Here is a 14,894-nt window from a genome sequence, read left to right as displayed (position 1 = left end):
TGGACTGCTGTGTGCGCGCCGGTCGGGGGACGGCGCGCTAGAGGTCGGCCCGGAGGGTGGGCTCGGCCCTGACGACGGTGTCGGTCGCCGAGTCGGGGATGAAGTCCACGACGAAGGCGTACGGTTCGAGGACGGACTCGGGCACCTCGCCGGACTCGCCGAACGCGGCGATCTCCCCCCAGCACGGCGCGCCGAGCGATCCGCTGCGGTGCCGGACCGACAGGCCCGCGCACAGGTTGGCGAAGCGCAGCCGCTCCGGCAGCGGAAGCCCGGCGAGCGTGCCGAACAGGAACCCGGCGCCGAACACGTCGCCGGCGCCGGTCGCGTCGAGCGGCCGCACCGGCAGCGCGTCGGTCTCGGCGACCTCCCCCGTCGCGGAGTCGATCGCGATGGCGCCCGCGCCGCCGCGCTTCACGACGACGACGGGGACCCGCTCGGACAGGACGCGGGCCGCGTCCTCCGGCGTGCTCGTGCGGGTGTAGGCCATGGCCTCCACCGCGTTCGGCAGGAACACGTCCACGTGCTCCAGCCGGTCGAGGACCTCGCTGGACCACGTCTCGGTGGCGTCCCAGCCGATGTCGGCGAACACCGCGGCGCCCGACCGCCGCATCTCCTTCGCCCAGCCCGGCACCGGATGCTCGATGTCGATGAAGCAGGCGCGCGCGGCCGGCGGCGGGGAGCCGAGCACCGCCTCCGCGTCGCCCGTCTCGCCCGGATCGAGGTCCGGCAGGGGCATGGCGTAGGTGACCATGCTGCGGTCGGAGTCGTAGGCCAGCGACACCGTCACCGGGGTCGGCCAACCTTTGATCCGGCGGGAGTGCCCGAGGTCGATGCCCTCCTGCTCGGCGAGCGTCCGCCACAGGTAGGAGCCGAACATGTCGTCGCCGAACGGGGCCGCGAGCCCGACCCGCAGGCCGAGCCGGCTCATCGCCACCGCGATGTTGGCGGCGCCGCCTGGCGCCGAGCCGAGCCCCTCGGTGAACACCTCGGTCCCGGGCGGCGGCAGCCCCGGCAGCCCGGTGAAGATCATGTCCATGAAGACCTGGCCGCTCAGGAAGACGTCCAGCTCGGGGGCGGGGCCGGGTGCCTCGCCGCCGCGCAGCAGCGCGCCCGCCGGGACGCGCTCGGTGCAGGGGTCGGCCATGGACGGCTCGGGCGGCTGCCCCGGGGCCGCGGCGCCGCCGGGCGCCGGACGGTCCACCGGCGGGCTGCCGTCCAGGGTTTCCACTGTCATGACGACGACTCCTCACGGGAGAAGACGGCGGCGACCTCGGGGATCCGGTCGATGTAGCCGTCGAGCAGCTGCCGGCCGATCCGCGCCGAGTCGACCAGGGGGTGCAGGGCGAAGGCCTTGGCGGCGTCGGTCCGCGAGCCGGTCACGGCCGCGCCGATGGTCAGCCGCTCGACGGCCTTGACCTGCTGCATCAGTCCGGCCTGGTGCAGGTCGGGCTGATCGAGGGGGTGCGGGTGGACGCCGCCGGCGTCGACGGTGACGGGCACCTCGACGACCGCGTCCGGAGGGAGCGCGGCGACGGTCGAGCCGTTCCGCACGTTGAGGATCATGCTGGCGGGCTCGTCGCGGCTGATCGCGGCCATCACGTTCAGCGCGACCCTGGCGTAGCCCTCGTCGGCCGGGTCGATCCCGGAGTGGTCGTCGAGCGCCTCGCCGGTCGGCGCGCCCTTCATCTCGGCCATGTAGCTCGCGCTGCGGGAGGCGACGGTCTCGCGCCACATCTCCATGGCCGCGCCGCCGGAGGCCGCCGCGATCCGCTCGTAGAACGCCTCCTGCTGCTTGAGCAGGAACTCGCCGCGCGTCTGCGGCGCGTCCAGGGTGGCGCGGACCGCCTCCCGGTTGAAGTAGTAGTAGTAGAGATACTCGTTGGGGATCAGACCGAGGTCGCGCAGCCACTCGCGGCCGAAGACCACGCCCTCCTCCAGCGATCCGAGCAGGTCGTCGTCGGCGAGCAGGCGGGGCAGGACGTCCACGCCGTCGTGCAGGACGCGGCGCATCCAGCCGAGGTGGTTCAGGCCGACGTAGTCCATCTGGACGCGGTCCGGGTCGAGGCCGAGCGCGGCGGCGACCCGCATGCCGAGGCCCGAGGGGGTGTCGCAGATGCCGAGCACCCGGTCGCCGAGCACGCCCTGCATCGCCTCGGTGATCATCCCGGCGGGGTTGGTGAAGTTGATGACGTAGGCGTCCGGCGCGAGGGCCTTCACGCGATGCGCGATGTCGAGCATCACGGGGATGGTGCGCAGCCCGTAGGCGATCCCGCCGGGGCCGGTGGTCTCCTGGCCGAGGACGTTCAGGTCCAGCGCGACGCGCTCGTCGCACACCCGCCCCCGCAGGCCGCCCACCCGGACGGCGGAGAAGACGAAGTCGGCCCCCTCCAGCGCCTCGTCCGGCCCGGTGCTGGTGAACACGCGGGGAGCGTCCTCGAAGCCGTCCGCGAGCGCCGCGAGGACCGCGGCCATGCCCGCGAGGCGGCCGGGATCGGAGTCCTGGAGCCAGACCTCCTCGATGCGCGGGGAGCCGGGGTCGCGCAGCAGGGCCTGGTACACGTACGGCACCCGGAACCCGCCACCGCCGAGAATGGCCAGCTTCATGCGATGTACACCTTCCCGCCCGCCTCGCGGCAGACCTCCAGAGTCCGGGGGTCGGCCCCCGCCGTCGTGACCAGCGCGTCGATCCGGTCGAGCGAGCACACCCGCAGCGAGCCGGTGCCGGGGAACTTGGCCTCGGAGGCGACCAGCACCACCCGGTCCGCGGACTCCAGCATCGCCTGCTTGATCGGCGTCTCGACCTCCATGTCGTCCATGACGTGGCCGTCCGGCCGCACCCCCGTGCAGCTCAGGAACACCAGGTCCGCGCGGACCTGGCGGAGCGCGGTCTCGGTGAGCGACCCGACGAGCGAGAGGTAGTTGCGCCGCAGGACGCCGCCGAGCAGGCACAGCCGGACGGCCTCGTCGTCGCGCAGCTCGTCGAGCACGGCCATGTTGGCGGTGATGACGGTGACGGGCCGGCCGCGCAGGTGCCGGGCGAGGAGCCGGGTGCTGGTGCCGATGTCGAGCACCACGACCATGTCGTCCTCGACCAGCGCGGCCGCCCGCTCGGCGACCGCCGCCTTCTCGGCGCTGTCGTGCTCGGCCGACGCGGCGAAGGAGATCTCCGGCGCGGCCGGGCGCGGGGACAGCGCCGCTCCCCCGTAGGTGCGCAGCAGCTCGCCGTTGCGGTCGAGCACGTCGAGATCGCGGCGGATCGTGGACTCGCTGACCTGCAGCGTCTCGGCCAGTTCCCGGACCGAGGCGGCCCCCTTGGCGCGCAGGGACGAAACGATCTGCGCCCGTCGCATGCTCGATGTCACGCGGTGGAACGTAACACCCCTGCTCGACATCCGTCATCACCCTGGCGGAAACCTGCTCGAAGTCCGTCATTCGCTTCTCTGACGTGCGCGGATCCAGTCAGGACGGCGGTGAAGTCAGCCCCCGCTGTCGAGAGATCGGAACGTTCCACAGGCATCGGGGCCGGAGCGGCCGGAGCGGTTCGGGCACTGTCAGGAAGCGCGGTCAATCCGGCGCTCGCACGGCCCTCGAACGCGAATATTTTCGTCCTTGAACCATGGCGTGAAATAAGCGCCGCGCCCCAAGAGCCCCACCCGGTACACCCCACGGGGGGTCCTGCGCGTCGTCGAGGACGCCGGGTCGGGGGCTGAGCGGGCACCCTTACCTGGGCGTGCGAATGGCGCTGCCGGCCCTGGTCGATCCGGACGAGGCGGCCGGATACGTGGCCGCCACGGGCGTGGACGCCCTGGGGGTCGCGGTCGGCACGTCCCACGCGATGCTGGCCCGCGACACCGTCCTCGATCTCGCGCTCATCGCGCGGCTGCGGGCGGCGGTGCCGGTGCCGCTGGTCCTGCACGGCTCGTCGGGGGTACCGGACGAGGGGCTCGCCGCCGCCGTCGAGCACGGCATGACGAAGATCAACGTGGCGACGCGGCTGAACAAGGCGTTCACCGCCGCCGTGCGCGCGCGGCTCGCCGCGGACCCCCCCTCCGGTCGACCCGCGCCGCTACGTCTCCGCCGGCCGCGACGCGGTCGCCGCCGAGGTCGCCCGCCTGCTGGAGGTCATCGGCGCGGGCCGCCGACGCGGTAGGTCACGTGGGTGACGAGAGGCGTCCGGGACGTCTCGACGGGCTCCAGCGCCAGGTCGCCGACGCGCTCGAACAGCCGCTCGCCCTCCCCGAGGACGAGGGGCGCGATGTGCAGGCGGAGCTCGTCGATCAGGCCCGCCGCGAGGTACTGGTTCACGGTGCTCGCTCCCCCGGCGACCGAGACGTCCCTGTCCCCCGCGGCCTGCCGGGCCTGGGCCATCGCCGACTCGATCCCGTCGGCGACGAAGTGGAACGTCGTGCCGCCCTTCATCGGAATGCTCTCGCGCGGGTGGTGGGTCAGCACGAACACCGGCGCGTGGTAGGGCGGCTCCTCGCCCCACCAGCCGCTCCAGTCCGGGTTCCACGTCGGGCCGCGGTCGGGGCCGAACATGTTGCGCCCCATGATGTAGGCCCCGGCCGAGGTGATCTTCTCGATCACCTCGGCGTTGGCCTCCGGCTCCTCGAACATCCAGCGGTGCAGCCGCTCGGCGCCGTCGCCGAGCGGCTCCTCCAGGCGCTGGTTCGGACCGGCGACGAAGCCGTCGACGGAGATTCCGATGTCACAGGTGACCTTGCTCATGGCCGGTGCCTCCTCTGGCGGGCGCCCCTGCGGCGCCTTTCACCAGTGGATCGGAGCCGGATCCGCGTCCTCGACATCCCGGGGCACGAAGATGGAATCTTTTTGAACCCGTGGGCACGGGATGGACGTGCTTTGGGGTGTCGCGTGCGCGGCCGAGGGACCGGACCTGGGAGGACGAGCTGACCGTTGACAGCCGCTTGGAGCGGAGCACAGACGAGGACGTGCCGGCCGGCGCCCCGGAGGCGGGCGGCGCCCCGGAGGCGGGCGGGCGGCCGCGGTGGCGGCGGGTCGCGGCGCGGGCGGTGACCGGCGCGGCGTTCCTGCTCGTGCTGGTCGCGCTGGTCACGCCGGCCGAGTTCGCCCGCCTGACCCCCGGGGCGTTCGCGCGCGTCCCGATCGAGGGCGTGGTCGGCGTGGCGCTGATCCTCGTGCTCCCGGCCCGGGCCAGGCGGTACGCGGCGGGGGCGGGCGGAGCCGTCCTCGGGCTGCTGCTCGTGCTGAAGGTGCTGGACATCGGGTTCGACGCGGTCCTCGTCCGGCCGTTCGACCTGGTGCTCGACTGGCCGCTGCTGGGGCCGGGGGTGGAGTTCGTCAAGGAGTCGTCCGGGCAGGCGGGGGCGGTCGCGGCCGTGGTCCTCGCGGTGGCGCTCGCGGTCGGCGTGGTCGTGCTGACGGCGCTGTCGACGCTGCGCCTGAGCCGGGTGGCCGTCCGGCACCGCCGTCCGGCGTCGTGGACCGCCGTGGTGCTGGGGACGGTCTGGATCGCCTGCGCCGCGCTCGGCGCGCAGCTCGTCCACGGCCTGCCCGTGGCCTCCAGGAGCGCGGCCGTCCTCGCCTACGACCACGCGCGGCAGGTGCGGACGAGCCTGAACGACCGGAAGGAGTTCGCGAAGGCCGCCGCCGTGGACGGGTTCCGGGACACGCCGCCCGACAGGCTGCTGACCGGGCTGCGCGGCAAGGACGTCGTCCTGGCGTTCGTGGAGAGCTACGGGCGGTCGGCGGTGGAGAGCCCGCAGTACGCGCCGCAGGTCGGCGCGGTCCTCGACCAGGGGTCGCGGCGGCTCCGCGAGGCGGGGTTCTCCGCGCGCAGCGGGTGGCTCACGTCCTCGACGGCGGGCGGCGGCAGCTGGCTGGCGCACGCGACCCTGCTGTCCGGCTTGTGGGTCAACAACCAGCAGCGGTACCGCGCGCTGGTGAACAGCGACCGGCTGACGCTGAACGGGGCCTTCCACCGCGCGGACTCCCGGACGGTCGCGCTCATGCCGGCGATCACCCGGGCCTGGCCCGAGGCTTCCTTCTACGGCTACGACAAGGTCTACGACGACCGGAACCTCGGCTACCGCGGCCCGCGCTTCAGCTTCGCCACCATGCCCGACCAGTACACCCTGTCGACGCTCCAGCGCACCGAGCTGGCGAAGAAGGACCGGGCGCCGGTGATGGCGGAGACGGCGCTGGTGTCGAGCCACGCCCCGTGGGCGTCCATCCCGCGGCCCGTCCCGTGGGACCGGGTCGGGGACGGTTCGGTCTTCAACGGGATGGGCAAGGGCTACGACGCGCCCTGGCCGCCGGCCGGCCGGATCCGCGACGAGTACCGCAAGTCCATCGAGTACACGCTGAACACGCTCGTCTCCTTCCTGGAGACCTACGGAGACGACGACACCGTGCTGGTCTTCCTCGGCGACCACCAGCCCGCGCCGCTCATCACCGGGCCGGGCGCTAGCCGGGACGTCCCGATCACCATCGTGGCGAAGGACCGCGCCGTCATGGACAGGATCTCCGGCTGGGGCTGGCAGGACGGCCTGCGTCCGGGCCGAGGCACGCCGGTGTGGCCGATGAGCGCGTTCCGCGACCGTTTCTTGACCGCGTTCGGAGGCTGACGGCGGATCGGGGAGGCGGTCTCCGGGGAGGGGAGGAGGATGACCGACGTCCTGCGCGGCCCGAAGGCGGCGGCGTGACCTCGCTGTCCGCGGAGCCCGGACGGCCCGCGGAGTCCGCGGCCGAGAAGGAGCCGGGCCGGTTCCGCGCGGTGCACCGGCGATGGCTGCTCGCGGCGGTCGTGGCGGCGCTGCTGGCCCAGATGGGCGCCGCGATGGCCGTCACCGCGGTCCGGCAGAGCCCGACCGTCGACGAGCCCGTCTACATCAGTGCGGGCGTCGCCTACCTGCGCGCCCATGACCTGAGTCGCAACCCCGAGCATCCGCCGCTGGGCAAGCTGGTCATCGGGGCCGGGGCGGTGCTCGCCGCTCCGCACCTCCGCCCGTCCTTCACTGGGAGCGACTACAGGTTCGGCAGGCAGTTCCTGTACCGGTGGGGCAACGACCCTCAGCGGGTGCTGCTCGCCGGGCGCCTGCCCGTCATCGCGCTGACCCTGCTGTTCGGGCTGGTCGTCTTCGCGTTCGCCCGCGACCTCGCCGGCCCCGCCGGCGGCCTCGCGGCCCTGGCCCTGTACGCCTTCTCCCCCGACGTCATCGCGCACGGGTCGCTGGCCACGCTCGACGTCCCGACGGCCGGCCTCCTGCTGACGTCGGTGTGGCTGCTCTGGCGGGCGAGGCTGAAGCCGCGGCCGTACCTGCCGCTCGCCGGAGTCGCGCTCGGGGCGGCGGTGGCGACCAAGATGAGCGCGCTGCCCGCCGTGCCGGTGCTCGTGGTCCTGGCGGCGGTGTCGGTCTGGACGTTCCGCCCGTCGCGCCGCCCCGTGCTGACGGCCGTCCTGTCGGCGGCCGGGGTCGGGGTCCTGGCCGTCGCGGTGGTGTGGGCGAGCTACCTCGCGGTGGACCCGCGGCTGCGCTGGGCGGCGCCCGCCGACCTGCCGACCGCCGGCGGTCTGCGCGGGCTCGCCGCCGGCTGGCTGCCGTTCCCCCGGCCCTTCCAGGACGGGATGCGGGCCCAGTTCGGATTCGAGGAGATGCGCTGGACGGGCTTCCTGTTCGGCGACGTCTACCACGGCTCCCGCTGGTACTACCTGCCGGCCGCGCTCCTGGTGAAGACGCCGCTGGGCATGCTGGCGCTGTGGGCGGCGGGCGTCGCCGCCATGGCGGCGCTGCCCCGGCTGCGCCCGGCCGCGCCGTACCTTCTCGCGCCGACGGCCGTGCTGCTGGCGGCGGCGATGACGGGGTCGCGCGACCTCGGCGCCCGCTACGCGATCTTCGTCCCGATCTTTCTGGCGGTGGCGGCGGGCGGGGCGGTCCTCGTCCGGTGGCGGTGGGCCAGGGCCGCGACGGTCGCGCTGCTGCTGTTCGTCGCGGTCAGCTCGCTGCGGACCTTCCCGTACTACCTGCCGTACTCCAATGAGGCGTTCGGCGGGCCATCGAAGACCCACCTGCGCCTGCACGACTCCAACGTCGACTGGGGCCAGGACCTCGGGCGGCTCGCCGACCGGCTGCGGGAGCGGTATCCGGGCGAGCCGGTCTGGCTCGTCTACAAGGGCAGCGGCGTCCCGTCCTACTACGGCATCCGCGCGGGCGACCCGCTCACGGCGCCGCCCGGCAGGGTGCACGGCCTGCTCGTCGTCTCCGACAGCTGGCTCGTGAAGAACGACCCCCGGCTGATGCCGCTGGTCCGCTCCAGCGAGCCGATCGACGAGGTCGGGCACTCCATCACGATCTTCCGCCGGTCCGCCCAGGGGCCGTAGCCCGCGGCCCGCCGGTCAGCGGCGGCGGGTGTGGGCGCGCGACCAGAGCGCCGCCCAGCCGCCGTGCGCGAGCCAGGACGCCGGGACGCGGAGGCCGTGCTCGGCGATCTCGTCCCAGAACACGGTGGTGTCGGCGCCCAGTTCGCGCGCCGCGGGCATGGCCCGCTGCCAGGGCCCCTCCTCGTCCTCAAGGGCCGTGGCCGGGTATCCGGGGACGCTCGTGGTACGCGGCGGCATCACGGGGACGAGGCCGGCGTCCGGTGCGGCGCAGGTGACGGCGACGGCGAGCGCGCACAGGATCGGCTCGGTCGTCGGCTTGGCGAGCGCGCGGGCGATGACCGGATCGTCCTGGAGGGCGAGCACGCCGAGCGCGCGGCGGATGCGGCGCGCGACCAGGTCGAGGGAGTAGGCGTCGGCGACGGCGGGGAGCTTGACGAGCCTGCGCAGCACCTTCGGCAGCGGGGGCTCGCCGAGCAGGAGCGGAAGCTGGTCGTAGCGGTCGCGCAGTGCCGGGTCGAGGGCGTCGAGCGCGGAGCGCAGGGGGCGGTGGCCCGAGGCCGTCCAGAGCCCGGCGAGATCGACGGCGCCCTCGTCCAGCGCGCGGCGGACGGCCCCGGTCAGCTGCGGACCGCCGCCGAAGCGGCGCAGCCGGACGAGCGCGGCGTCCGGCCCGGTGCCGGCCACGGCGGCGACGGCGCCGAGCGCCGGGACGGCCCGCGTCCACGACCGGCCCGCGAGCTCGCCGAGGGCTGGGCCGACCTCCTCGACGAGGCGGGGCGCGGCGCGCCGCCGGGCGGGACGCACCGGCGGGAGCTCGTCCGGCAGCGGCGCGGCCTCGTCCTCGACGGCGCCGGGGATCGCGGCCGTCCACTCGCCGAAGCGCTGTTCGAGCTCCTCGTCCGGCGTGTCGTTGAACCTCGCGGCGATCTCGCTGACCCGCCAGCCCCGGGACGCGGGCCGGAGCGGAGCGAGCTCCGCGTTGGCGACCAGCAGACCGTCGGCGTCGTAGAGGCCCGCGAGCGCGATCCGGCCCGTCCTGGCCTCCTCGACGTAGACCGGCCCGGCGATGCAGTTGCCCATGTAGTCCGCCCATTCGGCGACATCGCGGGCGCTACGGGCGATCTTGAGCCGGACGCCGGTCCCGGGGACGGCCGCGCCGTCCAGCGCGGCGAGCGGCGCCGGGACGGCGAAGTCGCCGGTGAGCGCCTCGGCGATCGCGGTGGCCGACATCAGGCCCGCAGTGAAGGCCGCCCACGTTCGGGGCGCCCGGGGCGGGACGCCGCCGAGGGCGACCAGCTGCGCCGCGCCGGAGACGGCACCGGTGATCGAGTCGAGGCGCGGGGTCAGCGGCTCGGCCACCGGCGGCGGGTCGTGGTCGAACCACGGCTCGCCGGTGCCGGGCGTGGGCTGCGCGAACTCGTGCCCGTACAGGCGGGCGAGGGCGTCGAGCAGGTCGGCGTACCAGAGGAGGTCGGCACCGGTCTCCACGTCCGCCGGGTCGTCCCCGGGCGCGAGCCTGCGGTGGAGCTGCTCCGCGTCCCCGAGCATCGGCGCCGTCCACCGCGGGATTCCGGCCCACTCGGCCGGCGGGCGCCCGTACCCGGCCGCCTCCCGCCAGCTCCGCAGGCTGGGCGACCACTCGCGCAGCACGTCGTCGCGCGCTCCGATCGTCTGGCGCATCAGCCGTCCGAGGTCATCGCCGACGACGAGCGCGAAGTCGCGTGCACAGGCCAGGCGCGGCCTGACGTAGCCGGCGAACCTGGTGTCCTTCGGTCCGTCCACGTCGAGCTTGCGCACGAGGTCGCGGACGTAGGCGGCGGGACGCACCGGGAGGCCGGTCAGCCCGGGGACCCGCCGCGCGGCCTGCCCGGCGGCCCCGTCGGTCGTCAGGGCTGCGGCCGCGCGCAGCACCGGAGCCGACCGCTCAAGGCCGTCCTCCAGCCCGTGGTCGGCGACGGCCGCGGCGGTCCGGAGCAGCGCGGTGGCGCCGAGAGCGTCCTGCAGGAGGTGGGCGAGCCTCTCGTGCCAGTACCACTTGTCGGGGATCCAGCGCGCGGCGTCGGCGAGGGAGGGCTCCGCGACCCCGAGGTAGGTTCGCAGCCGCGCCACGATCCGCTCGTCCTCGTCGTGGCGGCGGCGGTCGCGCAGGTCGCCGAACCGGTCGCGGCGGCTCTGCGTCGCCAGGCGCGCGTCCCGCCGGGCGAGCCCGATCCGGCGCTCGGCGACCCGCTCCCACAGGTCCAGGAGCAGCGCGAGCCTGCGCGGCGGGGGCAGTTCTTCGAACACCTGCCGCAAATACCGCGCCAGCACGGACGGCGGCCCGCCGGGGGTGAGGTCGACGCCTTCGGGCGCCTCCAGGGCGAGCACCCGTTCGAGCTGCTCGGGGCCGAGGACGTCGCTGGCGGCCGACGCCAGGTGCAGCGCCGCCCACCGCCCGTCCTCGATGGCGCGCGCCGCCGCCGCGCCGACCCGCTTGGTGACCGCGAAGCCGAAGAGCGCGACCAGCACCCCGGCCCGGTCGCCGAGGCGGTGCGCGCCGCCGAGGCCGACCGCGCGGAGCGCGGCCAGGACCGCGTCCCGCTGGTCCCCGCGCGCCCCCTCCAGGCGCGCGGAACGGAACCCGGCGCCGAGGTCGACGCCCGCGCCGGCCGCGGCGGCGCCCCCGTCCGCGACCAGCAGCGAGAGCGCCCGGACGGCGTCCGCCACGTCCTCGGCCGGGGCGTCCTCGGGGCCGAGCGCGACGGGGGTCCCCGGTCGCGCGTCCGCCCCGTCCGGCAGCCGGACCGGGCCGGCGGGACGGGCGATCCAGGCATGGCGCCCGGACGCCACCACTCCCCCAGAAAGCCGGATCTTCACCCGCCCCATGATCCTCCCGGCGGCCGCACCCGCCAACGGATTTCCGCGCGTCCGGCGATCGGTGTGGTTTTCTGTGGTCATGTACGACGTGGTCATCGCGGGCGGCGGGCACAACGGGCTGGTCGCGGCCGCCTACCTGGCACGCGCCGGGAAGCGCGTGCTGGTGCTGGAACGGCTCGGGCACTTCGGCGGGCTGGCGGTCTCGGCGCGGATCTTCCCCGGCGTGGACGCCCGCGTCTCGCGGTACTCCTACCTGGTGAGCCTGCTGCCGTCGCGGATCGTCCGCGACCTCGGCCTGGGCGTCGAGCTGCGCGGGCGGCGGTTCTCCTCGTACACGCCGGTCGGCAGAGGCGGGCTGCTGGTCGACAACGGGGACCCCGCGCGGACGGCGGCGTCCCTGGGGGCCGACGCCGACGCCTGGCGCCGCTTCTACGCGATGGCCGGACACGTCGCCGAACGCGTCGCGCCGACCCTGCTGGAACCGCTGCGCGACCGCGCGGAGCTGCGGAAGGCGGTGGACGACGAGGAGGCCTGGCGCGACCTGTTCGAGCGGCCCATCGGCGACGTCGTGGACGAGCGCTTCGCGGCCGACACCGTGCGCGGCGTCGTCCTCACCGACGCGCTGATCGGCACGTTCGCGGACACCTCGGACCCGGCGCTCCTGGCCAACCGCTGCTTCCTCTACCACGTCATCGGCGACGGGACCGGCGACTGGAACGTGCCGGTCGGCGGCATGGGCGCGGTCACCGGGGCCCTCGCCGACGCCGCCCGCGCGGCCGGGGCGGAGCTGCGGTCCGGGATGGAGGTCCTGCACGTCGACCCGGCCGGGGAGGTGGCGTTCCGGGACGCCGAAGGCGCCGAGCACGCCGTCTCGGCCCGATGGGTGCTGGTCAACATGCCCCGGGAGCGCTCGGCCGAGGGGTCGCAGCTGAAGGTGAACATGGTGCTCTCGCGGCTCCCGCGACTGCGCGACCCGTCCGTCCGGCCGGAGGAGGCGTTCGCCGGCACCTTCCACATCAACGAGAGCCGGCGGCAGCTCGACGCGGCCTACCGGGACGCCCGCGAGGGCCGCGTCCCGGCCGTTCCGCCCGCCGAGGTGTACTGCCACTCGCTGACCGACCCGTCCATCCTCGGCCCGGACCTGCGGGAGGCCGGGGCGCACACGCTGACGCTGTTCGGCCTGCACATGCCGGCGCGGCTGTTCCGGGCGGATCCCGAAGGCGCGCGCGCCGCGGCGCTGCGCGCGACGCTGGCGTCCTTCGACTCGGTGCTCGCCGAGCCGATCGAGGACTGCCTCCTGCGCGCGCCGGACGGCACGCCGTGCCTGGAGGCGAAGACGCCCGTCGACCTGGAGGACGAGGTCGGCCTCCCCGGCGGCCACATCTTCCACCGCGACCTGTCGTGGCCGTTCGCCGAGGCGGCGGAGGAACGCGGGCGGTGGGGCGTCGAGACCGAGCACCCGCGCGTGCTGCTGTGCGGGGCGGGCGCCCGGCGGGGCGGCGGCGTCAGCGGCATCCCAGGCCACAACGCGGCCCGCGCCGTCCTGGGCGCCGGTCAGTAGCGCCCGCAGGCCCGGTGCAGGGCCGCGGCCACGGCCTCCGGGTCGTAGGACGGCAGCACGGCGGCCAGGTGGCCGTCCGGGCGCACGATGTGCACGGTGTCGGGGCCGGCGCGCAGGGCCGTCCGCAGCACCCCGCCGGTGTCGATGCCGTCCAGCGCGTGGACCCGGTGCGGGATGTCGGTCGGCAGCCCCCCGGCGCGCTCGCCCTGGGTGAGGACCACGAACCGCGTGCCGAACAGGCGGCGCAGGCGGGTCGGCTCGCCGTCCACGACGCAGCGGCCGTCCGGGCAGAGGACGCCCGGCACCGGCGGCCGGACGGCCCCGGGGCCGCGCGGGAAGTCCTCCCCCGGCCCGGCGGGCGTGGTCAGCGGCGAGTCCAGGTACCAGAACGGCTCGGCGAGCCTGCCCGAGTCGATGATCGTGCGGGGGTCCGGGTGCGTCCGGGCCGCCTCCAGGGCCGCCAGGCGGCGGGCCCGCTGGTCCGGGGTCTGCGGGACGAGGAACTCCATCGTCCGCGTCGTCACCCGCAGGTTCTCCTCGGCCGCCGCCCGGCGCTCGGTGTCGTAGCTGTGCAGGAGCCCGTGCGGGGCCAGGCCGCGACGGACCAACGCGAGCTTCCAGGCGAGGTTCTCCGCGTCCTGGATGCCGGAGTTCAGGCCGCGGGCGCCGAACGGCGCGTAGAGGTGGGCCGCGTCCCCGGCCAGGAACGCGCGCCCGGACGTGAACGCCGCCGCGCACCGCTCGTGGAACCGGTACACGGTCGCCCACACGATCTCGTACGGGGCGCCGCCGGTGATCCTCCGGATGCGGGCGTCCAGCGCGCCCGACCTCCGCTCGGCGTCGAGGTCGAGGTCGGCGGGGACCTGCCAGTCGATGCGCCACGTCCGGTCCGGGCACTGGTGGACCAGGACCTGGCGCCCCGGGTTCCACTCCGGGTCGAAGTAGAACCGCCGCTCGCTCGGGAACGGCAGGTCGGCCCGGATGTCGCAGATGAGGAACCGGTCGGCGAAGGTGCGGCCGGGGAATCCGATGCCGAGCAGCTCCCGGACGGCGCTGCGCCCGCCGTCCGCGCCGACGAGGTGGGTGCCGCGCACCGCGCCCCCGCCTTCGGCTCGGACCTCGACGCCCTCCTCGTCCTGGCGCACGCCGCCGACGCGGTGTCCGTACCGGACGTCGACGAGCGGTTCCGCGGCCGCGAGGTCACGGAGCCGCGCCTCGACCTCCGCCTGGGAGATGTTGATCCAGGGCGGCACGGCGCCGCGCCCGGCGCCGGGGAAGGTGACGGCGAACAGCTCGTCGCCGCGGTGGTAGGTGCGGCCGGTCGTCCAGGTCACGCCGCGCGCGATCATCGGCTCGGCGCACCCGACGCGGTCGAGCACGTCGAGGACGTCGCGCTGGAAGCAGATCGCCCGGGATCCGGACGGGTCGCGGCGGGCGGCGGCCTCCAGCACCACGGCCGGCACGCCGTGCCGGGCCAGCAGCAGCGCCGTGACCAGGCCCACGGGCCCCGCACCCACGACGACGACCGGTTCGCTGTCGCTCACGGCTCCACCCGATCACGTCGCGGCGTTCCCGGCCACCTCCCGCGCGTTCTCGGCGGCCCGCTCGATCGTCCGGTCGGCGACGCGCCGGTCCTGCCAGCCGCGCACGTCGGTGCCCTTGCCGGGCTCCAGGCTCTTGTAGATGTCGAAGAAGTGCGCGATCTCGTCGAGGATGTGCTCGTGGACGTCCCGCAGGTCGCGGATCCCGGCGTAGCGGACGTCCCCGGCGGGCACGGTGAGGATCTTGGCGTCGGGACCGCCCTCGTCGTGCATCCAGAACACCCCGACGCTGCGCACCCTGACCACGCAGCCGGGGAAGGTGGGCTCCTCCAGCAGCACCATCGCGTCCAGCGGGTCGCCGTCCTCCGCGAGCGTGTCCGGGATGTAGCCGTAGTCCAGCGGGTACTGCGTCGAGGTGAACAGCATCCGGTCGAGCCGGATGCGGCCGAGCCGGTGGTCCATCTCGTACTTGTTGCGCGATCCCCGGGGGATCTCGACGATCATGTCGATCTCCATGAATCCCTCCCCAAGGGGAGCACTACCCCACAAGCCGGGCGGCCACCTCGGGCCGGCAGCA

General features: G+C 74.9%; 11 protein-coding genes. 4 read left to right on the top strand and 7 right to left on the bottom strand.

The annotated features are described in order from the left end of the window. Window positions 1-37: 37 nt before the first annotated feature. From K4S16_RS34555 to K4S16_RS34545, 3 genes are read right to left on the bottom strand one after another with little or no spacing between them, the layout of a single operon-like run. Complete coding sequence (locus tag K4S16_RS34555) at window positions 38-1,234, bottom strand: carbohydrate kinase family protein (RefSeq protein WP_235037252.1); 1,197 nt, start codon at window positions 1,232-1,234, stop codon at window positions 38-40. After that, on the bottom strand, window positions 1,231-2,604 hold the full coding sequence (locus K4S16_RS34550; protein WP_149263271.1) for a 6-phospho-beta-glucosidase: 1,374 nt from the start codon (window positions 2,602-2,604) through the stop codon (window positions 1,231-1,233). The genes K4S16_RS34555 and K4S16_RS34550 overlap by 4 nt, the downstream gene beginning before the upstream one ends. Then, window positions 2,601-3,362, bottom strand: coding sequence for a DeoR/GlpR family DNA-binding transcription regulator (locus K4S16_RS34545; RefSeq protein WP_200842285.1), 762 nt, complete (start codon window positions 3,360-3,362; stop codon window positions 2,601-2,603). The genes K4S16_RS34550 and K4S16_RS34545 overlap by 4 nt, the downstream gene beginning before the upstream one ends. Before the next feature lie 374 nt (window positions 3,363-3,736). Here K4S16_RS34545 and K4S16_RS34540 point away from each other — a divergent pair, with 374 nt between their 5' ends. Then, entirely contained in the window at window positions 3,737-4,150 is a 414-nt protein-coding gene (locus K4S16_RS34540; protein ID WP_235037263.1) for a class II fructose-bisphosphate aldolase, read from the top strand. Here K4S16_RS34540 and K4S16_RS34535 read toward each other — a convergent pair. Continuing rightward, a complete protein-coding gene (locus K4S16_RS34535) occupies window positions 4,123-4,728 on the bottom strand; it encodes a dihydrofolate reductase family protein (RefSeq protein WP_149263269.1) in 606 nt (201 codons plus the stop codon). The two genes, K4S16_RS34540 and K4S16_RS34535, sit on opposite strands and share 28 nt — an antisense overlap. 197 nt (window positions 4,729-4,925) lie before the next feature. On the opposite strand from K4S16_RS34535, the gene K4S16_RS34530 reads away from it, so the two are divergent. Beyond that, window positions 4,926-6,605, top strand: coding sequence for a sulfatase (locus K4S16_RS34530; protein WP_200842284.1), 1,680 nt, complete (start codon window positions 4,926-4,928; stop codon window positions 6,603-6,605). Window positions 6,606-6,679: 74 nt separating this feature from the next. Further along, complete coding sequence (locus tag K4S16_RS34525) at window positions 6,680-8,359, top strand: glycosyltransferase family 39 protein (RefSeq protein ID WP_200842283.1); 1,680 nt, start codon at window positions 6,680-6,682, stop codon at window positions 8,357-8,359. Window positions 8,360-8,374: 15 nt separating this feature from the next. Here the strand turns inward: K4S16_RS34525 and K4S16_RS34520 are convergent, their stop codons facing one another. After that, the gene (locus K4S16_RS34520; RefSeq protein ID WP_149263268.1) at window positions 8,375-11,215 is read right to left on the bottom strand and encodes a conjugal transfer protein TraG; all 2,841 of its coding nucleotides are present in this window, start codon (window positions 11,213-11,215) and stop codon (window positions 8,375-8,377) included. A gap of 79 nt (window positions 11,216-11,294) precedes the next feature. On the opposite strand from K4S16_RS34520, the gene K4S16_RS34515 reads away from it, so the two are divergent. Beyond that, entirely contained in the window at window positions 11,295-12,776 is a 1,482-nt protein-coding gene (locus tag K4S16_RS34515) for an NAD(P)/FAD-dependent oxidoreductase (RefSeq protein ID WP_149263267.1), read from the top strand. Here the strand turns inward: K4S16_RS34515 and K4S16_RS34510 are convergent. Together K4S16_RS34510 and K4S16_RS34505 are read right to left on the bottom strand one after the other, a co-directional pair. Continuing rightward, a complete protein-coding gene (locus K4S16_RS34510; protein WP_149263266.1) occupies window positions 12,770-14,320 on the bottom strand; it encodes an FAD-dependent monooxygenase in 1,551 nt (516 codons plus the stop codon). The genes K4S16_RS34515 and K4S16_RS34510 overlap by 7 nt on opposite strands. 12 nt (window positions 14,321-14,332) lie before the next feature. Then, complete coding sequence (locus K4S16_RS34505) at window positions 14,333-14,833, bottom strand: inorganic diphosphatase (protein ID WP_149263265.1); 501 nt, start codon at window positions 14,831-14,833, stop codon at window positions 14,333-14,335. Window positions 14,834-14,894 lie beyond the last annotated feature (61 nt).

This window comes from Actinomadura sp. K4S16 (genome assembly GCF_008327685.1).
In the GTDB taxonomy this organism is placed as follows: domain Bacteria; phylum Actinomycetota; class Actinomycetes; order Streptosporangiales; family Streptosporangiaceae; genus Spirillospora.
The sequence above is the reverse complement of the archived record's forward strand: the minus strand, read 5'-3'. Positions and strand labels throughout refer to the sequence as shown.

Excerpts from the sequence above, each read along its gene's own strand:
- K4S16_RS34540 (WP_235037263.1), top strand. The coding sequence starts at position 3,737 with ATGGCGCTGCCGGCCCTGGTCGATCCGGACGAGGCGGCCGGATACGTG.
- K4S16_RS34555 (WP_235037252.1), bottom strand. The coding sequence starts at position 1,234 with ATGACAGTGGAAACCCTGGACGGCAGCCCGCCGGTGGACCGTCCGGCG.
- K4S16_RS34515 (WP_149263267.1), top strand. The coding sequence starts at position 11,295 with ATGTACGACGTGGTCATCGCGGGCGGCGGGCACAACGGGCTGGTCGCG.
- K4S16_RS34505 (WP_149263265.1), bottom strand. The coding sequence starts at position 14,833 with ATGGAGATCGACATGATCGTCGAGATCCCCCGGGGATCGCGCAACAAG.
- K4S16_RS34550 (WP_149263271.1), bottom strand. The coding sequence starts at position 2,604 with ATGAAGCTGGCCATTCTCGGCGGTGGCGGGTTCCGGGTGCCGTACGTG.
- K4S16_RS34535 (WP_149263269.1), bottom strand. The coding sequence starts at position 4,728 with ATGAGCAAGGTCACCTGTGACATCGGAATCTCCGTCGACGGCTTCGTC.